At 26.9% G+C, this 24409-nt stretch carries 19 protein-coding genes and 1 riboswitch; of the genes, 11 read left to right on the top strand and 8 right to left on the bottom strand.

Annotated elements, in window-relative coordinates; genetic code table 11:
* Positions 1 to 22 precede the first annotated feature (22 nt).
* Together H8891_RS14070 and H8891_RS14065 are read left to right on the top strand one after the other, a co-directional pair.
* Positions 23 to 1138, top strand: a complete 1116-nt coding sequence (locus H8891_RS14070; protein ID WP_187006880.1) for a replication initiation protein — start codon at positions 23 to 25, stop codon at positions 1136 to 1138.
* Positions 1139 to 1362: 224 nt separating this feature from the next.
* Positions 1363 to 2025 carry an N-acetylmuramoyl-L-alanine amidase family protein gene (locus H8891_RS14065; RefSeq protein ID WP_187006879.1) on the top strand — a complete coding sequence of 221 codons (663 nt, stop codon included), beginning with the start codon at positions 1363 to 1365 and terminating at the stop codon, positions 2023 to 2025.
* A 324-nt stretch (positions 2026 to 2349) separates the two neighbouring features.
* Here H8891_RS14065 and H8891_RS14060 read toward each other — a convergent pair whose 3' ends face one another.
* Positions 2350 to 8757: an NPCBM/NEW2 domain-containing protein gene (locus H8891_RS14060; protein ID WP_187006878.1), complete on the bottom strand. Its 6408-nt coding sequence runs from the start codon at positions 8755 to 8757 to the stop codon at positions 2350 to 2352.
* 215 nt (positions 8758 to 8972) lie between these two features.
* Positions 8973 to 9059, bottom strand: a riboswitch (cyclic di-GMP riboswitch).
* Between the two features lie 354 nt (positions 9060 to 9413).
* On the opposite strand from H8891_RS14060, the gene H8891_RS14055 reads away from it, so the two are divergent.
* The 3 genes from H8891_RS14055 (at position 9414) to H8891_RS14045 (ending at position 12074) form a co-directional block, all read left to right on the top strand.
* Positions 9414 to 10295 (top strand): glycosyltransferase family 2 protein, encoded by an 882-nt coding sequence (locus H8891_RS14055; protein ID WP_187006877.1) that lies wholly within the window; start codon positions 9414 to 9416, stop codon positions 10293 to 10295.
* 2 nt (positions 10296 to 10297) lie between these two features.
* A complete protein-coding gene (locus H8891_RS14050; RefSeq protein ID WP_187006876.1) occupies positions 10298 to 11056 on the top strand; it encodes a Cof-type HAD-IIB family hydrolase in 759 nt (252 codons plus the stop codon).
* A gap of 181 nt (positions 11057 to 11237) precedes the next feature.
* Positions 11238 to 12074, top strand: a complete 837-nt coding sequence (locus tag H8891_RS14045; protein WP_187006875.1) for a TraB/GumN family protein — start codon at positions 11238 to 11240, stop codon at positions 12072 to 12074.
* Positions 12075 to 12201: 127 nt separating this feature from the next.
* Here the strand turns inward: H8891_RS14045 and H8891_RS14040 are convergent, their stop codons facing one another.
* Both H8891_RS14040 and H8891_RS14035 read right to left on the bottom strand, forming a co-directional pair.
* Entirely contained in the window at positions 12202 to 12591 is a 390-nt protein-coding gene (locus tag H8891_RS14040; RefSeq protein ID WP_187006874.1) for a DUF2500 domain-containing protein, read from the bottom strand.
* A 221-nt stretch (positions 12592 to 12812) separates the two neighbouring features.
* Positions 12813 to 13340 carry a hypothetical protein gene (locus H8891_RS14035; RefSeq protein ID WP_187006873.1) on the bottom strand — a complete coding sequence of 176 codons (528 nt, stop codon included), beginning with the start codon at positions 13338 to 13340 and terminating at the stop codon, positions 12813 to 12815.
* A gap of 626 nt (positions 13341 to 13966) precedes the next feature.
* Here H8891_RS14035 and H8891_RS14030 point away from each other — a divergent pair.
* Entirely contained in the window at positions 13967 to 14317 is a 351-nt protein-coding gene (locus tag H8891_RS14030) for a hypothetical protein (RefSeq protein ID WP_187006872.1), read from the top strand.
* A 64-nt stretch (positions 14318 to 14381) separates the two neighbouring features.
* On the opposite strand, the gene H8891_RS14025 is transcribed toward H8891_RS14030, so the two are convergent.
* The 3 genes from H8891_RS14025 to H8891_RS14015 all read right to left on the bottom strand — a co-directional run bounded on the left by H8891_RS14025 (position 14382) and on the right by H8891_RS14015 (position 16709).
* On the bottom strand, positions 14382 to 15050 hold the full coding sequence (locus tag H8891_RS14025; RefSeq protein WP_187006871.1) for a hypothetical protein: 669 nt from the start codon (positions 15048 to 15050) through the stop codon (positions 14382 to 14384).
* Positions 15051 to 15234: 184 nt separating this feature from the next.
* Complete coding sequence (locus H8891_RS14020; RefSeq protein WP_147547960.1) at positions 15235 to 15993, bottom strand: recombinase family protein; 759 nt, start codon at positions 15991 to 15993, stop codon at positions 15235 to 15237.
* Positions 15994 to 16001: 8 nt separating this feature from the next.
* The gene (locus tag H8891_RS14015; protein ID WP_147547961.1) at positions 16002 to 16709 is read right to left on the bottom strand and encodes a Fic family protein; all 708 of its coding nucleotides are present in this window, start codon (positions 16707 to 16709) and stop codon (positions 16002 to 16004) included.
* 708 nt (positions 16710 to 17417) lie between these two features.
* Between H8891_RS14015 and H8891_RS14010 the strand changes: the two genes are divergently transcribed.
* The 3 genes from H8891_RS14010 (at position 17418) to H8891_RS14000 (ending at position 19067) form a co-directional block, all read left to right on the top strand.
* Positions 17418 to 18266, top strand: coding sequence for a ParA family protein (locus tag H8891_RS14010; RefSeq protein ID WP_187006870.1), 849 nt, complete (start codon positions 17418 to 17420; stop codon positions 18264 to 18266).
* A 93-nt stretch (positions 18267 to 18359) separates the two neighbouring features.
* Entirely contained in the window at positions 18360 to 18716 is a 357-nt protein-coding gene (locus H8891_RS14005) for a hypothetical protein (protein WP_187006869.1), read from the top strand.
* Positions 18717 to 18806: 90 nt separating this feature from the next.
* Positions 18807 to 19067, top strand: a complete 261-nt coding sequence (locus H8891_RS14000; protein ID WP_187006868.1) for a Mor transcription activator family protein — start codon at positions 18807 to 18809, stop codon at positions 19065 to 19067.
* Between the two features lie 409 nt (positions 19068 to 19476).
* Here H8891_RS14000 and H8891_RS13995 read toward each other — a convergent pair whose 3' ends face one another.
* On the bottom strand, positions 19477 to 20061 hold the full coding sequence (locus tag H8891_RS13995; RefSeq protein WP_187006867.1) for a TetR family transcriptional regulator: 585 nt from the start codon (positions 20059 to 20061) through the stop codon (positions 19477 to 19479).
* Positions 20062 to 20355: 294 nt separating this feature from the next.
* Here H8891_RS13995 and H8891_RS13990 point away from each other — a divergent pair, with 294 nt between their 5' ends.
* Together H8891_RS13990 and H8891_RS13985 are read left to right on the top strand one after the other, a co-directional pair.
* Positions 20356 to 22029, top strand: coding sequence for a CocE/NonD family hydrolase (locus H8891_RS13990; protein WP_187006866.1), 1674 nt, complete (start codon positions 20356 to 20358; stop codon positions 22027 to 22029).
* 167 nt (positions 22030 to 22196) lie between these two features.
* Positions 22197 to 23132, top strand: coding sequence for a magnesium transporter CorA family protein (locus H8891_RS13985; protein WP_187006865.1), 936 nt, complete (start codon positions 22197 to 22199; stop codon positions 23130 to 23132).
* 754 nt (positions 23133 to 23886) lie between these two features.
* Here the strand turns inward: H8891_RS13985 and H8891_RS13980 are convergent.
* Positions 23887 to 24351 carry a GNAT family N-acetyltransferase gene (locus tag H8891_RS13980; protein WP_187006864.1) on the bottom strand — a complete coding sequence of 155 codons (465 nt, stop codon included), beginning with the start codon at positions 24349 to 24351 and terminating at the stop codon, positions 23887 to 23889.
* Between the last annotated feature and the right edge of the window lie 58 nt (positions 24352 to 24409).

Below are 24409 nucleotides of genomic sequence, written 5' to 3'. Positions count from 1 at the left end.
AACTTAATATTTGGGGGAGAATATGAATAATTTAACTGATACTAAAAATCCTAAGATACTAATGAAAAATAATGTATTAATTCAATCAAAATATAGTTTATCTTTAAATGAAAATAGAATATTTTTATTGATATTATACAAACTTCAAAAGGATTATGATGGTTCTATGAGTTGTTACATACACTATGATGAGTTTAAAGACATAATAAAAAGAACTAATGATAGGACTGTAAAAAAGATAAGTGAATATTTATCTGGGCTTATGCAAAAGAGTATATTTTTTATGGAAAAAAAGAAAAATGATAAATTAGTTTGGGGTCAGTATAATTTTATATCTGGATATCAATTTGACGAGGAAACTCAAATATTTAGAATTGATAGTCCTAAGAAAATCTATGATTTATTAGATCAATATTTAAAAACAGGGTACACTCCTGCCAATTTGGCATTGTTGTTTAGTTTAAAAAATTACAATGCTCAAAGATTATATGATTTAATTAGAATTTGGTCAGGAACTAAGCAAGTTATTAACTACACAGTTGATGATATTAAGATGTATCTTATGCTTGAAAATAGTTATCCTCAGTATGCTAACTTTAAAAGAAGGGTTATACTTCCTGCTATAAAGGAACTTAACGACACAGAGCTTTTTGAAATAGATATAAAAGAAAATAAGGTTGGTAGAAAAGTTGATTCTATTGATTTTATTGTTAAAGATTTGGATAAGAGAAAGTATTTTACTAAAGATATTGAGATTATTAAAGATATTTCAAAAGACATTGACTTAGAGGAAAGTGCAGTTACTATAGAAGAGGTTGATTATAATGAAGTTAAATCTAAAGACAATAGTGACGATAAAGTTTCAATTGATGTTTTTGTACCTGATGAGAGTTTGTTTACAAAGGGAACTTTAAGAAGTTTCAAAAAAGACTTTAAAGATATTGATTTTAAAAATAAGTATATGGAAAAAGCTTTTGATGATGCTGTTATGATAACTCTTGACAAAGATGATGTAGAAACTATAAAAGCTACTTCATATAAATTTTTTAAAAGTACTTTGGATAATAAGATAAAAGAGTATAAGTTAGAGGAAAAAGAAGATTTAAAACATAAACATGAGATGGATAAGTATTGGTAGGACAAATACATAAGTTAAATAAAGTTTAGAAATAGGGACTGTAAAATTTTTATTTTACAGTCCTTATATTTTTGGCTATTTTTATAGAAAAATTATTTTTTTCAATTTTTTATTTACAAAATCAAGATATTTTACTTTTTATTAAAAAAATCACTTTTTAAATTTTATAATTAACTTACAAATATAAATTGAATAAATTGGGAGATAAGTAGAAAGGGGATTTTATGAAAAAACTAGTTATTGATTTAGGTCATGGAGGAAGTGATCCAGGAGCAGTTGGACAAAACAAAACTAATGAAGCAGATATAGTTTTAGCTATAGGAAAGGTTCTTAATGAATTACTAAAAAGTTATGATTTAGATTTTAAGTTTACTAGATTATCAGATAGACATATTTCACTTAATGAAAGAGCAAAAATTGCAAATGATTTTAAAGCAGATTACTTTCTATCTATTCATATTAATTCAAGTAAAAACAAGAGTGTTAGGGGTGCTGAGGTTTGGCAGTATTCAAATGAAAATGATAAATTAAATAAGTTTTCTAGTGGAGTATGTGAAGATATTTCAAAGATTTTTAATACTAAAAATAGAGGAGTTAAATTAAGCAAAGAGCTTTCAGTTTTAAAAAATACTAAAATGCCAGCATCTTTAATTGAAGTGGATTTTATATCTAATATAGATGCAGAAAAAGGTTTAAATGTTAATGATAATATCAAAGCTATAGCTTTAGCAATTAGAAATAATTTAATAAAGTTACTTGAATTAGAATTACCTACAAATGATACTTTATATAAAGTTTGTATTGGTGCATATAAAGATAAAAATAATGCTATGAATCAAGTTAAATTAGCCAAAGATAAAGGCTTTTTAGATGCATATATAATTTAGTTGTAAAAGTATTTAATGAATGCTATTTTTACTAGGTTTAATAAAGAAGATAAAAAATATATAAACTATTAAATAATTATTAAAAATACATTAAAAAAATATTTAATTATTATTTAATAAACATTAAATATATATTTAATGTTTATTAAATAATGTATAAACCTTGAAAATACAATATTAAGTAACATAAGCAGTTTATTAAATATAAGATGAAATTATGAAATTAATATGCTGAATTTAATAAAAAAATTTAAGTTAAAATCAGAAAAAAATTATATTTAAGGAGGATCTAGATATTATTCACTAGATCCCCCTTGTTAATATTTATTTAATTCCTGTCATGTATATTAATATACCACTTATTTCACTGTCTTCGTAAGCAACATGAACTCCATAGTATCCTGGTTCTACACCAGAAACATCTAAATCAACTTCTTTAGTTGTTCCATCTAAACCTTGCTCTTTAACAATAGTTCCATCTTTAGCTACTAAAGATACTTTAGTTGTTATATTCTTACCTTGTCTATTATATGCTTCTGTGTTAACTTTAAGCTTACCGTCAACAACTGTTAACTCACCTACTGCAACATACTGCTCTCTGAAATTAACCTCTTTTAATTTAGTTAACCCAGATAGTGGTCTAAGGTCTCTTACTTCGTTACGTTCACCAACTATACTTTCAAGGTTCTTAGCATGTTGTAATCCTTCAAGACTTTCTACACCATAACCAATATCAAGTTTAGTTAACTTACGCATATCACCTACTGTAAAGTTACCCTCTTTACCTAAAGTACTACTTAAAGATTTAACCAGATATTTATCAGGTATGCTAACAACTTCTTCTAAGTTTATCTCTACTAAAGCCTTAACTGCTTCTTGTAATGCACTAGTCATATTGTCTATTGCTTCTTGACTAGGTTTTTCTTCTTTTAATAAAGCTTCTGCTTCTGCTATCTTTCCATCTAAAGCTTTAACGCTTTCGTCAGTATAATTATCTTTCTCTATTTTCTTAGCATCTTCGATAGTCTTAGTTAAATCTGATTTATCTACTCTATCATTATTTACGAAGTATAACTTAGCATCTGCCCAGTCTGCATGGTCTGAACCTATTCCGTCCCCACCGTTAGTTACTACTAATTTCAACTCTTTAGCACCTGCTAAATCTACTTGTACAAACTTCTGAGCATCTCTAGCATGCATTACACCACTATCATAAGCTAAGTCTCCATCAACATAAACTTTAAATTCTACACTTGCAGGCCCGTTATACATCTCACGGTCTATACCAACAAATGAACTGAACATATTAACGTTCTTATCTGTTAAGTCGTAAACTATCTCAGAATGTGCATGAGTACCTATACCCTTCTTATATACTACTGGTTGGTTATCTTCTCCAGTAAGAGTTATTTCACGTTTATCTATTGACTTATCTATACCTATAGTACCCCAACCTTTAGTAGCAGACTTCCACTCATAATCAGATAGATATCTAAAGTCTTCAGGATTTACAACACTTATAACTCTGCTCTTTTCAGTTTTGTTACCATCCTTATCAGTTATAGAATAAGTTATAGTATAGTTACCAACTCTATTAAAGTTAACTTTGTCTTGTCCAGTAACAACTACATTACCAGTTATATCGCCATCCTCTGCATCTATAGCTTTATAAGTTCCAACCACATCTTCTAAAGTTTGCCCAATTTTAACAGTTTGAGATTTAGGTATAGTTAATTCAGGTTTAGCATTATTAGTTGTTAATTTAGGTTCTACAAATATACCGTGGTCTGAAGTATTTCCGTTTCCACCATTATTAACTTCTAATCTAAGTTCTTTAACTCCTTTTACAGGAACATTTATATACTGCATATTATCCGCATGCTTTAATACTTTAGTTGTTGCTAAAGTCTTTCCATCGCCTACAATCTTGAAAGTTATACTTGAATTATTTTGAGCCTCAATATTCATGTCTACTCCAACTTTAACTTCAAAGTTATCATAGTTATGCTCACCTAAATCATAAACAACATTTCCGTTAGCATGTAATCTTATACCCTTATCGTAGTTTTTAATCTCTCCTAAAGTTCTTCCTTTTATAGAGTTATTACGTGAAGGTTTACCCCAATCGGCATGTTCACTCTTCCACTCACTATCTGATAAGTAATCATATTTACTAACAACATTAACGTTCATTGTTTCTTTAGAAGTTGCATCATTGTCAGTTACCTCATAAGTTACTGTGTAGTTACCCTTTTTAGTAGTATTAACATCACTTGTTACCTTAATGTCTTTTAACTTATTACCATTGTAATCAGTTGCCTTAACATAATCTAAAGCATTGAAATTTTCTCCTAAAGCTAATGTAAGCCCTCCCACTGTTTCTAATACAGGTTGATGTGCCTTAACGCCTACACCTTCAGAAGGATTTAATTGAGTATCGTAAGCAACTACTTTATACTCGTGATTAGTACCTGAATTTATGTTAGTGTCAGTGAAAGTATCTTTAGTAGTAAATCCTATCACTTTACCATCTCTAAGTATCTCATATCCAAGAAGACTATTAGCATTAGTTTTATCTATTGATATATCTAATTTAACAGAATTCTCTTGTGTCTTAACTTTAACTTTGCAATCTAGCTCATTATTGAAACCTTCACCTTTGTTCAGATACTTATTGTCATTTATATACCATAACTTCTTATCTGGCTTTTTGTACTGAGCCATATGCTTAGCAGTTTCTTCATTAACGTAGAAACCGTGTCTAGCAAAATGTTCTTTTAAGTCTAATTGAAGAACATCTGATGCAACAACTGCCCAAGCTTCATGCTTGTTATTCCAGTCACCGCCACCTATGTTTCTTTCTCTAAATTGTTGCTCGAAACGAGGCCAGAATGTATTATCATATAGTTGTAATTGCCATAATGGTGCCATATGAGTTAATGAACTAGTGTCACTTGCAGGGTACCACTCATTGTTAGAATAATCTTCTTTACTTACTTTAGGGAATATTTTACTCTCCCATAAATTTTGTTGAGATATCTTACTAGCTTCACCTTTAATCATTTGGAAATGAAGAGGTAAAATATTATTAGTTATCTCAGGCATTGATCTATTATTTGTATCAAGGTTGTGTCCTAATTCATGCATGAATCCCCAACCAGTATTTACATTTAAAGCTCCATTCTGTTCGTTAAAGTTATATCCAGTTATACCGTTTCCTGCATTCATGAATGCTCCACCATCTAAGTTCTTAAGCATAGTTACATATCTAAAGTTAAAGTCTGAGTGTATGTCTTTAGAACCATCAAATCCCCAGAATTTCATTGCTTCCTTTATTACTTCATCAGATTTATCTGCAGTATAGCTAGGTAATTTATTATGCTCAGTATACCAGTTTAAAGCGTATGTCGCTTTAACGTTTACAAAAGCTTTATCACTAACCACTTCAAATACATCAGGTAACTTAGGGTCTTTCTCTAACTTCTTATTGTATTCACGTAAATCTTTCATTACTTGTTCATCAGTAGTTACACCTTTTATGAATTGAGGATAACTTACACCACCTACTATTCTTATCTTAGGTTTTCTAGATTGTTGGTCTGGAGTATAAGGGTTGTAAGCGTATAGAACTCCTGCTAATGGTGTTCCAGGTCTTAAGTCCCCTGCTTCGACTTCAGGTATCACTATTTCGTTTTTACCTCTGTTTAATCTGATATCTCTTAAACCATTATGTCTACTATCCATTTGCTTATAAACTAAATTAGGTACAGGTTCACCTGGCTCTGTGTCAACATAAACAGTTATTTTCTCTCCTGACTTAACTGCTAAGCCTGTAGGTTGCCAATCTCTAAAGTTCCATACTTTTCTCTTTTGACTTTCCTTTATAGCGTCTCCTCTGCTTTCTAATTCATAAACATGACCTTTATTACTCTCAGGATTCTTGATTAACTCTTTAGCCATGTTTATACTTTCCATAAGTTCTGCTTTTAATGGATGTGTGTTAACTTCTTTTTCTAATTCCTCAATAGCTGGTAAGTTATTATATTCTGGAGTTAACTCATTCTTTAATTCATTTGTGAATATACTGTTAACCTTATCTGAAACTGTATCTTTTCTAAAGAACATTATTTCATTTAAAGTAGCCCAGTTTTGGTCACCCTTAGTCCACTTTAGTTTTATTCTCTTAAACTTAGTAGGTTGGAATTTCGCTTCTATTAAGTCCTTAGTTTTGTCGGCTTTACCTGTAGCAACTAACTTAAATGTTTCACCTTTGCTAGTTGTAGAACCGTAAATCTCAAACTCTTGTGCGAAACCTTTAGCATCACTTTGTCTAGCACCATAAACCAATCTATCTATAGTTATTGGGTTAACAAACTCAACTGTTACCTCATTGCTCCAATTTTCATCGTTATGCTTATTAGTTTCCCAATAAGTACTTATGTCATTGTCTGCCGCTTTATCTATAGTCTGATTTGCATATTGACCAGTATTATTAGTTATCCTCTTTATGTTACTATAAGGAATTCTAAATTTTTCTATATACTTTTTATTATCTAAATGCTTAAATGACTTAGTAGTCGCACCTCCACTTATTATCTCTTCTTGCTCTAAAATATTTCTAGCATTCTCTAAATCCTCTTTAAAGTCATTATAGAATGGATGTTTCTTACAGGCTTCTTCTAAAGTGTTAAGTGCTTCAGTGCTTCTAAATTCCTCACTTAACTCGCTCATACTAGCATCAGTAAATAATCTATCTATCTTATCCATAGTTTCATCTTGTTTATAAAGTCCAAACTCTGACGCTAAAGCCCAACCTTCGTATCCTTGCTTATAAACAAACTTAATTCTCTTAGCTTGAGTTGGGTTAAACTTTATAGATATAGAGTCTCTAGTTCTTGTAGCACTACCACTAGTTACTTTAGTGAATGTATCACCTGCAGTAGTCTTAGAAGTATATATGTCAAATTTCTCTGCGAAACCTCTATCTCTAGGAGAATAATAAACTATTCTATCTAACGTTCTTATTTGGTCTAAAGTCATTATAACTTCGTTTGTATGGTTCTCATTGTTTCTAGCATTAGAATGCCAGTTAGTATTTGGGTTACCGTCTATAGCTTTACCTATAGTACTGTCTGCCCAATGACTACCATTAGTAGTTATCTTCTTTATATGACTATTATCTATCTTATATAACTTATCATATTTAGCTAACTCTTCAGTTCCAAAAGCCTTGAACTTAGAAACTTTTGCTTCTGTATAAGTTACTTCGTTACCTTCTAATACTTGTCTAGCGTCATCTAAATCCTCTTTGAATTGACTATATAAAGGATGTACCTTTGCTTCGTTCTCTAAAACAGTAAGTTTATCTAAAGTTCCGAAGTCAGGATTTACTTTGTTCTTATTGCTATCAGTAAATAATGTTTCCATCTTTTCGGATAAAGCATCTTGCTTATAAAATCTAGCTTCAGATATAAATGGTCTACCCATATGACACTCTTTAAATACAAACTTCAATCTCTTAAAACTTGTAGGGTTAAATTTAAATTGCATAAAGTCAGTGGTAACCTTTGCAGTACCGCTAGATACTAATTTAAATGTATCTCCCTTAGTAGTATCAGAAGCATATATTTCGTACTTAGTTGGGAATCCCTTTTGGTTTCCACTTCTAGGCAATAATGCTATTCTATCTAACTCTTGCACTTCATCAAAAGTAAATGTTACTTCGTTAGTGAAGTCATTTCCATTACTTCTGTTTGTTTCCCAATGTGTATTAGGATTATTATCATACATATATTCTATTTTAGTTGAAGGGTACATTCCACCGTTAACTTCTGTATTTGCTATATGCTCATTACCTAATTTAAACTTTTCATCATAAGCTTGTTGGTTAGGGGTTCCATACCCTAACAATTTAGATACTTTAGTTTCACTAAAGTTTACTTCTTTATTTTCTAAAACAAGTCTTGCATTATCTATATACTCTTTAAAGCTTTCGCGGAATGGATGACTTTCAGTTTCTTTCTCTAAAGCGTTTAATGCTTCAGTAGTTGCAAACTCTTTACTTACCTCATTCATATTTGCATTAGTAAATAATCTTTCCATCTTGTCTAGAGTTTTATCTTCTTTGTAGAACCAAAACTCTGCGGCACTTGCCCACTCGTTATGCGCTTCTACGAATTTGAATTTAACTCTCTTTGCACGTACAGTGTCAAATTTAAATTCTACCATTCCACCTGTTGCTTTACTTCCTTCTACTTTTCCTGCTAGTTTAAAGTCTTCCCCTGTCTCACTTTCTGAAACGTATATCTCTGCACTAGTAGGGTATCCCTTACCTTTAGCCCCATCTTGTCTTGTAGCGTAAGCTAATCTGTTTATCTCGGCTATGTCTTTAAATTCCACAGTCACTTCATTTTTAAATGTTTCATCATTTTTAGTGAATGTCTCCCAATGTGTTTCAAGTTTCCCATCTATAGCATTTTCTATTTTAGTTCCTGGATAACTCCTTCCATTGTTTGATATAGATTGTACCCCAACTCTATACAATTCATTGTACTTAGCAAAATTAGGATTGTTCTTAATTTTGAAATCAGTAACAGTCATGTTTTTAGATACTTGTTTCTCTATTGCTACTGCTTTCTTTTTTACTACTTCATTAGCGTATACATTTATTGCCGGTGAAACGTTTGTAGCTATTATAGACATGGCCAATACTGCTGATATTTTTTTCCTCATAATATCCTCCCTCTGATATGCATATGAATTTACAATAACTAAACATTTTACCCCAAATTTTAAAATATAGTCTTGTTATAGAGTTATGGTTATTTTATATGAAATAAAAAAACTACCCTGTGTCTAAAGGGTAGTTGCTATCTAAAGTAAACATTATAAAATAATCTTACGATTACATCATAAAATAACTCTATAAAAACAAAGAATATTAATTCTTCGGCAACTGGCTGGCATAGTCTAATTTGACCTTAGCCCCTTTAGCTTTGCGTCTCTAGATTTCCCTAGATTTGCTAATATGTAATTTTTAGTCATCTATAATTAATTATACATAATTTTTTACAATATAAAATAGTTTTTTGAAAATTTTGATTAATTTCTGAAAAATTTTTAAAAATTGATTTTAAATTATATAAATTAGGTAAATCATTTTTAGAAAAATCAATACAACCAGTTTCGTTATTACAGTTTTTTATCTAAATGATTTACCAAATCTAAGTTTTAAGACTTGTTATTAATTTAAGAGATATCAGAAATTGTCGTAATTTTTAGAATAAAAAATATATTTTTGTTAATATATGGGTGATATAATTGTAAAAACAAAACTTTAATAATATATAAAGTGTAAGAATGCACGCACTATTAGGGGGATAGAGACAATGAGTTTAGTAAGCATAATTATTCCAGTTTATAATTCTGAAAAATGGCTAGACAGATGTATTGAAAGTTTAGTAACACAAACGTATAAAAATATAGAATTAATTTTTGTTGATGATGAATCTACAGATAAATCAATAGAAATTATAAAAAACTATCAAAAAAAATTTGATTTTATACGTCTTGTTAGTATTAATCATGCTGGTCAAAGTGTAGCTAGAAATTATGGAGTTAAGATTGCCAATGGAGAATATGTATGTTTTGTTGATAGTGATGACTATGTAACTAAAGATTATTGCAAATTGTTAGTTACATCAATGAAAACTACTAATGCAGATATTGTAGTTGGTGGAATGTCAATATTTTATAATAATATTTACCAAAATACTTTAATATCTAAGACTAATTATACTTGTAATAGAAATGAATATATAGGTAAAATATTAACTTTAAAAGATGGAGCTCATATTATTGTTAATAAACTATTCAAAAGAGAATTATTGATAAATAATAAGATTGAATTTATTGCTTGTTATCAATATGAAGATATGGTGTACGCTTTTGAAACTGCACTATATTCAGATTTAATTTGCTTCATTAATAAACCAATTTATAATTATATGAGAAGAGATAATTCTTCATTCACATCAGTAGACAGTAAACAAGTTACAGATTATATATTTGCAATAGAAAAAGTGAAAAATCTTCTAATACAACACAATGAATATAATCAAGTAAAAAGTGATTTTTATCAATATCTGTTATTGAATAATTCACATTTAGTATCTTTGTTTCTCCAAGATAAAAATGCAACATTGCCATTTTACAAAAAGTGGATGCAAGAGTTACAAAATATGATAACTGAAGTAGAAAAAGAGGTATAAGCATGAAAATATTAATTAGTGATATTGATGGAACATTGTATTTTGAAGATAAAAAGGATAAGATAATGCCTAGTGATTTAGAAAGTATTAAAAAACTTCAGAGTAATGGACATCTTTTTGGAGTTTGCACAGGAAGATCATATTCTGGGGTAAAACTTGCTATTGAGAATTTTGATATAAATCTAGACTTTATGATTCTTGCTAGTGGGGCTATTATACTAAATAATGAAGAAAATATAGTTAAAAAGCTAACTATGGAAAGAAATATTGTTGAACAAATATATAATTGTATATCATCTAATAATTGTGAAATTCAATTTACAACTGATAAATACTTTTATTTTAAAGGTCCAACAGAATATACATCTAGTAATGCTGTTAGATTTAATGATTTTTATGAAATTCCTGAAGAAGAATTTACTACATTCGCACTTGGTTTTAATGATTGTAAAGAACTAGAAAATGTAAAAAATTTACTAAATGATAATTTCGGAGATTACATTTCTACTCATCGAAATAAAAATAGCCTAGATATTTCTAGAAAAGAGTGCAGTAAGGGAGTTGCAATAGCTGAATTAAGAGAGTTTTTCAATGTTGATGAAAATGACATACATGTTATTGGAGATTCTTACAACGATATCTCTATGTTCCAAAGCACCACTAATAGTTATACTTTTTTTAACTCTCCAACAATTGTAAAAGATAATGCAAAATATCTAGTCAATTCTATTTCTGAATGTATAAATATTATTTTAGATTAGAGAGTATTTAATGTCAGTTAAAGAATTAATTTTTATAGTGTTTTTCATTAAGTTTTACATTAATTTATATCAAAAATATTATGAAATTAATTAAAATACTTGGTTTAAAATGATATAAATTAATGTTAAGGGGGATTGAGATATACTGAAAAATATATTTAAAATTTTAATACTAATTATATTGGTAATTTCAATATTTATCTTTATTACTAAGGGTAGTTCTAAGAATAATGTAAACGGTTTTTATTGGGAAGCAAAAAAAGATAATAAGAGTATATATTTAATTGGAACGGTTCATCTAGGAGAAAAAAGATTAAATTACTTAAACAATAATTTAAACTATATTCTAAATAATACTCAAGCACTTGCAACTGAAACAAACAGTAAAGATATAGATCCAGAGTATATAAAAAAATTACAGGATAAAATTTATTTAACTAGTGGTGAGTTAAAAGACTTTTTAAATAAAGAAGAACAAAATCAATTAAAAGATATATTAAAATATTTAGATTTGAAATACGATGATGTATCTAATTTATCAAAAGTTGGGTTAAATGCATTAATTCAAAATTATATAGATTCAATTGATGGATTTGAAGATGAAGGTCTTGATGCATATTTAGAAAATTTGTATAGAAAATCAAAGAAGGATTCTATTTCATTGGAAACACTAGATGATACTTCGTATAATATTAATTATATGTTAGATGAATTTTTAGATGTTGATTATATAAAAAATGAATTGAAAGATAGAAAAGATTTTATGAATGCATTTATAAATGGAGATACACTATTTTTTAAAAGTCATTTAGAAAATGGTAAAGATGAGTTAGATATGAATGCCTATACTAAAATTGTCAAAGACAGAAATGAAAATATGGCCAATAGAATTAATTCATTATTAAAAGAAAACAAAACATATGCAGTAGCGATAGGAGTAGGACACTTTTTTGGAGATGATACTGTAATAACTTATCTAGAAAATTTGGGATATAGCATAACGAAATTGAATAAATAAGTTATTTTTTACACTATTCTCTAAAAACTTATTCAAAGATATTTAGTAAAATAGCCCTTAATATCCATTTATTTGGATTTTAAGGGCTTTAACTTTATTCTATGTAATCTAAACCTTAAACGGAGATTTAAATATCCCTTTTAAACTCTAGATATCTACTACCCTGAAATTTCAAAATTCCTATATCCCCTTTTGCAATCATACCAAATTCTTTTCCTGAAACACTAAACTCCATTCTATCAGTACTTTCAACCTCGAATGTAATATAATACTTGGTAGATGAACCGCCACTATGATGTATTCCATTTGCATCAGTATGCCCAGCGTGCCTTATAACTTCACTTCTTTTAGATACAACTTTACATTTTACATCTAATATAGGTTGTTTATTATTATAAGACCATTGATTAATACCCCTAATAATATTAATTACAATTGTACCTAAAATAAGAAAAAAGATTATAAAAAACATGAGTGAAAACAAATCAAACGTTGGATCACTATAATACAAATCCATAATAGATACCCCTCATTTCGTGTAAATTTTTAAAATGTAATTTATGATAATTGTAAGTTATAAATTTATTTATGTGGTTACAAATGAGATACATTTTTGATTATTAAAGTTTAAATATATTAACGAAAATGAATGTTTTTTGAAACTAAAATAGAGCACTAAATTTAATGCTCTATTGATTAACAATATAATAAATTACAAAATATTATTCTAACTTAAACTTATACCATATAGTTGTAATCAAACCTAATATAAAAAATACCTTTTTCATTTAACCAAAACTCGATAGAACAATCTTTTTCTTTGTCTACATATCCAATAATCTCAACGCCTTGTTCTATGCGAGTATAATAATTTTTCCCATACAAATTTATTGCCTTTTCTTTACTATCCCCAATGCGTACTCCCTTTTCAGTTCTTAAGTTTTTATCATCTACACAAAATCTAATTATCTTAGAATCATTTTTATTAGTTGCTATTTCAATATTTTTTGTTAAATAATAATAATTATATTGATTATTATCTTGACTAGGTTTAGATATTTCACCGTATTTAGATACTACTTTTTCACTATTAATATTGTCATTTAAATATAACCCTTCAATATTTTCATTACTTAAGTCTGTTGATTTTGTAAAAGTCTGATGATATGAACGAGAATCGCTTAGAATAACCCTTATTAATAAAAGACCTATTACTAAAAATATAGATAAAGATATAATTAAAATTATTAACTTATTTTTTTTCATATAAAATTCTCCTCTAATTAAGTATTTATGTTTATAGTTTGTAATAATCGCTAAGTATTTTGTTATATAATTCGAAAGTTTTTGGTTCAAATTAAATAATAATATTAAAAATTTATTTAAAGATATATAGTAAAAATGCAATTAGAATCTAAATAAATAGATTCTAATTGCATTAACCAAAACTATTTCCTAAAGTAAAAATTTAATTTTAATTAGTAGTATTTTAAAATTTAATAATTTCTGATAATAGCCTACCAGAAATTATTACTAGAGTGAGAGAGATTATTATATTAGCTATTAAAATTTTTTTAAAAATTATTACATTAAAAAATAGTAGAATTGGTATGATTGAAGTCAACACTATGAATGTTTCTTTTTTCATTATTTTCACCCCATATGTGTTAAGCAAACTCAAATTTATTTTAGCATATAAAATTAAAACAATTTTGAAATTGGACTAAAATGAGTTTATTTGGGAGTGAAATGCTAAAAATTAAGCTATACTCTAAAAACTTATTTTAAAACTAATTAGGTTTTAGTCCAAAATTTATAAATTTTAGTCCATATTCCCCAAAAAGTTAAGAAAGTATAGTATTCTTGGGTTAAAAGGGTTGGGGGAGATAATAATGATTAATAATCTAAAAACTATATTTAGTGTTTCAAAATACATAATAATAACCATTGCATTAGTATTTTTTACTTACACTAAAATAAATGAAAATAATATACAAAAAACGGATGAAATAGTTGAAAAAACTATTGTTTATGAAGTGTCTGGATTTCACAAATTAAAGTCTGGAAGATATGTTGATTTAACATATAAAAATCATGCTTTAAGTATAGAAGATTCTAATTTATATATATTCTCTAAAAAAGGGGATAAACTTCCACTTGACTCAAAATTATATTACAATAAGAAGACTAGAAAATTAGATTTTATAACAATAAATTCATATAAAACTGAATTTTACCATTAGATGGAAAGTAGTTTAAAAAACATATTTTTACTAAACAAAAAATAAAGTAGCCCGTATACAAAGGCTACTTTATTTTTTTATAAAAGTCTATATACGATTTTAGTATAAAATTTAAAAATTCTTGCTGATTAATACCTTTACTAGATAAATCATTAGCAATAGATTCAAAATCATTTAATATATCACAATCAATTCTTAAACTTTTAACCTTATAATTTCTCTTTTCTTGCTTAAACTTATAAATATCATTTATTATATCTTCTAAACTATTAACTTCATTAGGTGAAGAAGATTTTTTGCTGTTTTCTATAAAGTTTTTTAATATATCTATATTTTTTAGTAAATAGCTAAGATTATCAGAGTCAGACGAACTTAGTATAAGGTTAGTATTTTCATTATTACTGCTTGTAAGATTATTGCTTACAGGTGTTGTTTTCTCACTTTTAGATTCAACTTTACTTTCAAACTTTGAATCAGATTTTTCATTTGTAAGCATATCGCTTACAGTAAGCTTATTGTAAGCTCGTCCGTTAGAATTTTCATTTTCTAATATATATTGATTTATTTCCTTATCAAATATATAACCTTGTTTTTTTGCTCTTCCCCCTACTGTACTTCTTGCAATTCCAATGTTTTTACAAAGTACAGTTAAAGAAATTCCTTTTTTTAACTGAGTATTTAAATAATCTATTTGTTTATTTATATCTAGTTTATTAAAATCATCCTTATTCAAATCAATCACCCCTATTAAAAGTTACAGGCTGCTTACAATAAGCTTATAGAAAGCTTTTTAGTAGCTTACATTTTGTAAGCATACAAAAATATGCTTGTAAGTTAATTGTAATATATTTATAAGCACAATGTAATAATATAGCTTACAAATATATTTTATTTAAATTATTTTCAATAAAACATATTTAATTACCTTTTGAATTAACCTTATTCCAAATATAGCGACTAACTATAGGTGGGACTTGAAGATTAATTTTATTTTTTTCTACTTTTCCATCATAAACATATTTTCCTATATATATTGGGTTAGAAAGAATATATGCTACTCGTTGTTTTGTGAAGTTATATTTAAGCCCTATTTTTTCATAGGAAAGCCCCTTACTTCTAAGTTTGAATATATTTTTTACTATCTCGGCCTCATTATCATTTATTGATAAAATATCATTATCTATTAAATTATAGCCAAGAGGAATCCTACCCCCAGGGAATAAGTTTTTATTTCCTTTAGAAACTCTCCCCGAGTGAGTTCTTTCAGAAATTAGTTTTCTTTCAAATTCTGAGAAACTTCCTATCATTTGAAGAAACAAAAGTCCTTGAGCTGTATTTGTATTAAATTGTTCAGTTATTGATATAAATCCAACATCTATTTCTTGTAGATAATCTACCATTATCATTAGATTTTTAAGGCTTCTATGAATTCTATCTGCTTTGTAAACGATGATTGCATCTATTTCATTTTCTTTGTTTGATACAAATTCAATCATTTTATTATAAGAAGGTCTATTAGAATCCTTTGCTGATAAACCTTCATCAATATAGGTATTTACTAACTCTATATTGTTTAACTTGCAGTAAAGCTCTATTTTTTCATGCTGCATTTCTATAGAGGTATTGTCAATTTGTGATGCACTAGATATTCTAAGGTAACTTACTACTTTTTTCATTTTAAAAATTATTCAAAATCCCAAAGTTGTTTATATTCTTCTCTAAAGTCTGGTAGACTTTCTAAGTATTTTGTTAATGGCTCATAGTAGTCTACATCACATAAATTTAGACTTTCTCTATATAAGTCTTCACTATCCCAAGATACTATTTTTATAGGTAGATTATTTTCAAGCATTTGTTTTAGCATAAGAAATCTTCCTATACGTCCATTACCATCTTGAAATGGATGAATAAGTTCAAATCTATGATGAAATGCTGCTATATCTGCTAATGTTACATTTTCTAAACTATAGTACCATTCAAGTAATTCATCTAATTTTGATTGAACTTCAAATGGTTGTGCTATTTTTGCTTTAGTACCGATTATCATATTAGGAATTGTTTTGTATATTCCTGCATAGCCTCTTTGATGCATTGTAGTGTTAAACATAAGTCTTGCATGAAGGTCTTTTAAAAATTGGTCATCAATTTTCTTTCCTAAAGTTTCTATTATTCTATCAAATACATAACTTGAGTTTACTGTTTCTTGAACATCATCCAAAGTATGTTTTCCTGTAACTACATTTTTATCTAATAAAAGGGCTAAGGCCTCTGTTGTAAATGTACTTCCTTCTATTTTATTTGAGTGGTATAAAAAGCTGTGTTTTAAAATGCTATATAAGGAGTTTTTAAGATCCTTTGTTTCTAGTAACATATTTATAAAATTTTTACTCATTTTTATTAATTTCCTCCTTATCGTTTTATAAATTTATAGTTTTATTATATCTAAAGGTCAAATAAATTGGCATTTATTTGACTTTTTTTATTTTTATTATACCATGAACACTTGAAATACAAAGCTTTATTCAATTTATATTGTAAATATTTTTTAAATCTATTAAAAATATTAGTTTAAGTTTGTGTTATAAACTGTAAATTTATTAAAAAACAAAAATTATTTTTAAAAATTAGGTTACTATTTTTAGATGTCATATTAAATTTCTTATTTATAGACTATAAATTGAAAAACTATACTTTGTATTAAATAAAAGATATTTTTTTCAAAGATACTTGAAGAAAATAAAAATGAGAAATTTTAATGTCTATAATTGATATTAGGATGTTATAAAAATAAGAAAGATTAGAATATAAAATAATCTTTCTTATTTTTATTTAATGTATTATTTAAAACTATTTAGACATATTTAGAAGTATTTGAAAACTTATCTTGAATGTTTTAAATATGACAAATAGGAAGTGTATTATGACTTATAAAATAGAGGAGATACATATCTAATTTATAGATTATGTAGCTTTATTTAATACTTTTTAAATAGTTATTAAATAAAGATTAAACAACTATTTAAAAAGTATTAAAAATATAGTAAAATAGTTATTAAATAAAGATTAAATCTAAATTTAATCTAAAAAAGGAGTAAGGAAATTGGCTAAAAATCAAACAATTCTAACACACATGAGTTTTAAAGGCGGAAGTTCTAAGACTTGTTTAAATTTAAATTTTATACATCAATTTTGTACAAATTATCCTGATAAAAAAGTACTATTTATAGATGCAGATCCTCAATCTAATGCATCAGTTTTTTTATTAGGTGAAGAAGTAATTCAATCTGATATATATACTTTAAAAGATGGACTTGAAAATGATGTTGAGATTAGTAAATTAATTATAAAATCTCCATTAGATAAGTTTAAAAATTTAGATATAATAGCAAGCAATATAGATATGGTTACGCTTGAATTAATACTTAATACAAAGCCAGGAAAAGAATATACGTTATTAAACTATTTAACAGAAGATAAAAATATAGATGTTTTATCAGAATATGATTTAGTAGTATTTGATTTAAATCCTGCCATATCAGTTTTAAATACAAATGTATTTATATGTTGTACAGATATAATTCCTATAATAAATTATGGTTGTTATAGTACTTTAACAGGATATGATTTATTATTAAAAACTTATGGAGATATAAAAAAGGCACTTAGAGTTGATAAAGACGATATAAGAAAACCGGTTATAACTAAGTTTGAAAAACAAGAAAATAATAAAATCAGAATGTGGCTTGAGTGTGCAACTGAAAAAGGAATTTTAGGAAATACTTTTAAACAAACAATGAGAAAATCAGTTCATTATGAAAATTCAATATTATACAATGAAGCAATAAGTGAGTATGTTAATGTTAAAGAAAGAAAGATAAAAACAGACATAACTAATGAGATGACTGATTTAATTAATGAATACATAGAAGATGGAATAATAACTATTTAATAACTATTTAATAACTATTTAATAAGTATTTAATGATTATTTAATTAATATTAAATATAGATTAAATCTTTATTTAATAATTGGAGGTAAGGTATGAACATTGAAAATCCAATGTTAAACAAGAAAAGTAGTTTGCTAAATATAAAGCAAAAAATAGATGAAAAATCAACAGGACAAGAATTTATTGAAGCAAAAAATAATGAAATAAATGTATTGGATTTAATAAATAAACCTAAAGCAAAAGAAGAAAAAGTAATGCTTGGAATTAAGCTTAAAAAAGAGGTTGCAGATAAGGTTAAGTCTTTTTCTTATGAAAATAATATGACAGTATCAGAAGTATTAGAGGATATAGTAAGTAAGATGTTTGCTTCAGTTGAATTAAATGAAGAGGCTCTAATGGCTTATGAGGAAAAGTACAAAAAGAAGTCAAAGAAACAAAAAAAGAAATAAATATTCTAAAATATTTATCATGTTTTAAAGTAGGTTATTTAAATTATTTGTAGAATATCCAATATAAAGTAATTTATAGGAGGATATTTAATGGATTTAAAAATAAGTGACTTACCTCCACAATTTGAGAATATAGCTAATAGATTAGGTATCGAAAAAGTTAAATGGCTATTTGAAGAATTTGGAGGAACATCTGTGTACTTTCCTACTAAAAAGATGATATACAAAGAATCTCGTGATAGAGAGATTTTTAATGAGTTTAATGGATTTAATATAAAAGAGTTAGCTAGTAAGTATAATATGTCTGAAAGTTATATTAGAGCAATTATACGTCAGAAAAAGGCTGGTTAACCTATAATAGTGTAAATTCTAGATTTTTAACAAAACTACAAAAGAGATACATATCTAATTTTAGATGTGTATCTCTTTTAGTTTTTACTATTTAATGTTTCATGTGTTACGCTATTTCTAAATTTTGTAGTTTCTATTTGAACAATTTTGCATCAGATGCAACTATTATATAGTAACTATTAGGTTCAATTATATTTGAGATTTATATAAAGTAATAGGTATCAAAATTTTAAAAAACTTTATACAAATAAAGTAAATGGCTGATTTAATTAAAATTTATCTATTTTAACTAAACTTTAAAAAATAAATTTTTTTAAATATAATTATTATAAAAAGAGTGTATCTAATAAAAGTAAGTAATTTCAATAGATACACTCTTTTTATTTATGACTATTCCCTAAATCTAAATTTAATGACTAGTTAAACTATTATTACTAAAAAAAGTATTGTAAAAGTTTTCTAGTCTTTGTGCTACTTCCTGAACTGTATAAACCTTATTACTTTCCAAAATAAACTTAAGTGTTGCTAATATAATTGCAGCACAAATATATGATTCATATTCAATATCACGATTTTCTTTATTGTCATCTTCTATAAGATTGATATAACTATGTTTTATAATTTCTTGCATATCATCATATACATGAATTTTTTCTGTTCTAATTTTCCATAGCCCTAAAATAGTCATCTTTTGAGCATAAAGTTCTTCAAGCAATTCAGCTTTAAGATTTAATATATCTTTAAGATCTTTTCCATTTACGAAGATAAGACTAACTAAAGATTTAAATTTATCTAAAAAATCATGAGAGATTATCTCTGCCAAATTGTATTTATCAGTGTAGTACTTATAAAAAGTTGAACGATTAATCAAAGCCCTATCCAATATGTCTTTAACAGTTATAGAGTTGAAGTCTTTTTCGTTTAATAGTTGAATAAATGAACTTTTTATATTGTTATTTGTCTTAATTACTCTTAAATCATTTTTAAGTTCCATAAAGCACCTCATAATCTATTATATTTATGTATATATTATATCCGAAATAAATAATCCAACATAGTATATGAATAAACGCATACAATATTTTTAAATTTATATACATACGCAACATTTGACCTGATTTTGTTGTTTATCAAACACTTTATTAAATACTTGATGGTTGTTTTAGAGTGTAAATGAGAGTATATTTCAATTAAGGACAAGCAAAACAATAAAAATTCTTTTAAGAAATATAAATTTTGACTTAAAAAACATTAAATAATATAAAAAACGAAAAGGAGAACAAAAGATATGAATAAATTTTTAGGAAATCCAAATTTAACACCAACAAAATTTGATGAACCAAAGCCAGGTCTTAACAATATAGTAGTAGCCACTACACACTATGGTCATCAAGAGATGATAATGGAAAAAGATGTACCTGTTAAAATGAAAGATGGTGTGACTCTTTATGTTAATGTATTTCGACCAAAAAAACCAGGTAAATATCCCGTTGTAATGTCTGCTGACGGTTATGGAAAAGATACATTTTGTATGTTTAAAAAAGCGACACCACCAACTTTAGGTACATTACCTTCTTCTGACTTTGCTGTATTTGAATCTCCAGATCCAGGATTTTGGGTACCAAATGATTATGTTTTAATTAAAGTAGCGTTAAGAGGAAGTGCAACATCTGAAGGAGAACTTCATCCATGGACAATGGCAGAAGCAGAGGATTTTGCTGAAGTTGTAGAATGGGCAGGAGTTCAAGAATGGAGTAATGGAAATGTAGGTACAAATGGTGTATCGTATCTTGCAGTTGTTCAATGGAAGATGGCATCTTTAAATCCACCACATTTAAAAGCAATGATTCCATGGGAAGGTCTAAATGACGTTTATAGAGAAGCAGCGTATCATGGTGGAATTCCAGAAACAAGTTTCTTTGATTCATGGGCAAAAGGATTAATAGCTAGATGGCCAGGTAAAGTTGTAGAAAATATGACTGAAACTCAAAAATCACATCCACTTATGGATGAATATTGGGAAAAAAATATGCCTAACTTATCAGACATAAAAACTCCAATGCTTGTGTGTGCAGGTTGGGCAACTGTTGGACTTCACAACCGTGGCTCATTTGAAGGATTTAAAAAAGCATCATCTAAAGATAAATGGTTAGTAGTTCATGGTCGTAAAGAATGGGAAACTTACTACAGTAGAGAGTCTTTAGAGTTACAAAAATCATTCTTTGATTATTACCTAAAAGGAATAGATAATGGTTGGATGGATACTCCTAGAGTTCGTTATGAATTAAGAGAGAAATTCTATCAAGGACAAAATAAATTTACAACTGAGTGGCCATTACCAGACACTAAATATACAGAGTTATATTTAAATGGTGAAGATATGTCACTTCAAGATACACCTGCTAAAGAAGAGAGCGTTGTATCTTATAGTACAGAAAATACAGAAAATGATGAAGTAAGATTTAAAATAGAGTTTAAAGAAAATACAGAAATTACAGGTTATATGAAACTTAAGCTTTGGGTTTCTGCTCAAGATGCAGATGATATGGACCTTTTTGTAGGAGTGAAAAAATTTGATAAACACAATAAGGAAGTGTATTTTGCAGACTATAATCATATTGAAAATGGTCAAGTAAGTGCTGGATGGCTAAGAGTTTCACATCGTGAATTAGATAAAGAAAAATCAACACCATATCAACCATACTTAAAGCATAAAAGAGAACTTAAGTTATCAAAAGATGAAATAGTTCCTGTAGAAATTGAAATTTGGCCTACAAGTGCTTTGTTTAAAGCAGGAGAATCATTGGTAATTGTTATTAAAGGAAGTGAAGTTATTGCTGAAGGTGTAGGATTACCACGTTATTCAAACCTTGATACAGTTAACAAAGGAGTTCATAAGTTCTATACAGGTGGAAAATATGACTCTCACTTATTAGTACCAGTTATTCCTAAAAGAGACTAGTTTTAGAGGTAGTGGCTTAGTTATTTTATAAAAACTATTTAAAGTATCTTAGTTAAAATTATATAAAATAAGGCGTAGAATCGATTCTACGTCTTTTCAATATTTAAAATATAGTTAACGCTTAAAGATAAAGAATATAAGCATAACCAATAAAATAGGAGTACAACATGTTAAAATTCTATAAATCTATAAACTCAAAATTAGAAACTCTAAAAAATTTTGAACATGATTGTTGGATAGAGTTAAGTAATCCAAAATCAGATGAAATACATAAGGTATCTGAAATTACTAATATAGATATTGAAACTTTAAATTATTTATTAGATGAAGAAGAGCAATCTAGAGTTGAAGTTGGGGATGATTATATTTTAGTAATAGTAGACATCCCATTAAATGAAAGTAGTTCAAACTCTTCATATTATACAACAGTTCCACTTGGAATTATAATAACGAAGACTAATATAATAACTATAAGTACAGTTCAAACTGATATTATAAATGGTTTTATAAATGGAAACATAAAAAATTTTAATACATATGAAAAGGATGACTTTTTATTAAAAATTCTATTAATAAACGCCAAATACTATTTAAGTTATTTAAAACAAATAAGTAAAAGAACTAATCAACTAGAAAGAGAAGTACATAAGTCTCTAAAAAATAAAGAACTTTTACAAATTTTAGAGTTGGAGAAGTCTTTAATTTATTTTTCAACATCTTTAAAGTCTAATGAAGTTGTTTTAAAAAAAATTGCTAATAGTAGCCATATAAAAAAATATATAAAAGATATGGATTTATTAGAAGATGTATTAATTGAAAATAAGCAGGCAGTTGAAATGGCAGGTATCTATGGAGATATATTAAGTAGAGTTATGGATGCTTTTAGTGCTATTATCGATAACAATCAAAATAGTGTAATGCAATTTTTAACTACGATTACTTTTGTACTTTCTATACCTACAATTATATCAGGATTATTCGGGATGAATGTTTCTGGAATACCTTTTGAACATAATAAAGAAGGATTTTTTTTAGTAGTAATAATTACGGTTATAATTTCCTTAATCACTTCACTTATTATGTATTTAAAAAAATTATTCTAAGTTATTAATTGTTTATACTCAACTACTCTTTAAAAACTTGTTTAAAGAGTACTAGTAAAAATGCCCTTAGAATCCATTTATTTGGATTCTAAGGGCATTAACTTTATTCGAAATATGTAACTAGTCCTTAAAGTGAAATTTAATGAATAGTTATCTTTTAGATTGACGGATATGGTCCTCCCCCAATATTCACATTAAGACGTTAATTATTTTTGGGTTTAAATAATAATGATCCCCATCTTAATCCTAATATGTTTAGTACTATTATGGTTAAAATTAAACCTAATATAAAACCCTTAAAATTAGGCATAAACAGATATGGAAAAATGATTATGCCTAATAAGCTTATAATAAAATTTCCTAAATAAGATAGTTTTTTATGTTTATCAAAGAATTTTTTAGCTTTTTTCATAATTTACCCACCTATTTATTAATTAAATAATTTTAAAAATTATTTAATTATATCATATCATATATAGTTTACATTACTTGATCAAATAAACTTTGGTGCCAAATTGAAGAAAAAACGAAGGTTCCCCTAAAAAGTACTAGTCTTTAAAAACTTATTTAAAGAGTTGTAGCAAAAAGCCCTTAGAATCCAAATAAATGGATTTTAAGGGCTTTAACTTTGTTCTAACTATGTAACTAGTTCCTAAAGTAAAATTTTAAGACTTGTTGTTTTAATATAAAAAAACTGCACATAAAATCATATGTTTTATTGAACAGCTTATTAAAATTTATGACTACTTTTTAATTAAATATTTTTTATCATTATTAAACATATATTTATTTCATCCCAAAGTTCTTTTATTTCTTCCAATGGATAAAAACCGACACTTTGATAGAATTTCCTTGTATCTGCATAGTACTTATTTGAATTTGATGGGCCTAGTGTTTTAACCTGAAGAAATTTACTACCCATGTTGGCTAATGTATTATTAGCAACCTCAACTAATGATTTTCCTACATGCTTACCTTGATATTCTTTTAATACTCCTATAACATATATTTCTGATGTATACTCATTATTATGCTTTATACTTATAAATCCAATAGGTTTCTCTACGTCATAAGCTACATAAAACTTAGTATCTTTTACACCTTCTACATATTCAACTATAGCATCTTCAATATCAAACCACTCAGGAAGTTTTCTTAATATGCAATCAGTAACATTAGACTTAAGCTCAATATCATGTATTTCTATAATCTTAAACATAATTCTCCCCCTAGCATTTTTATCATTCATCTTGAAGCATTTTCTAACTAAATTATAT

The organism is Paeniclostridium hominis (assembly GCF_014306135.1).
GTDB classification, from domain to species: domain Bacteria; phylum Bacillota; class Clostridia; order Peptostreptococcales; family Peptostreptococcaceae; genus Paraclostridium; species Paraclostridium hominis.
Note: the sequence above shows the minus strand (reverse complement) of the source record. Positions and strands in the feature narration are given on the sequence as shown.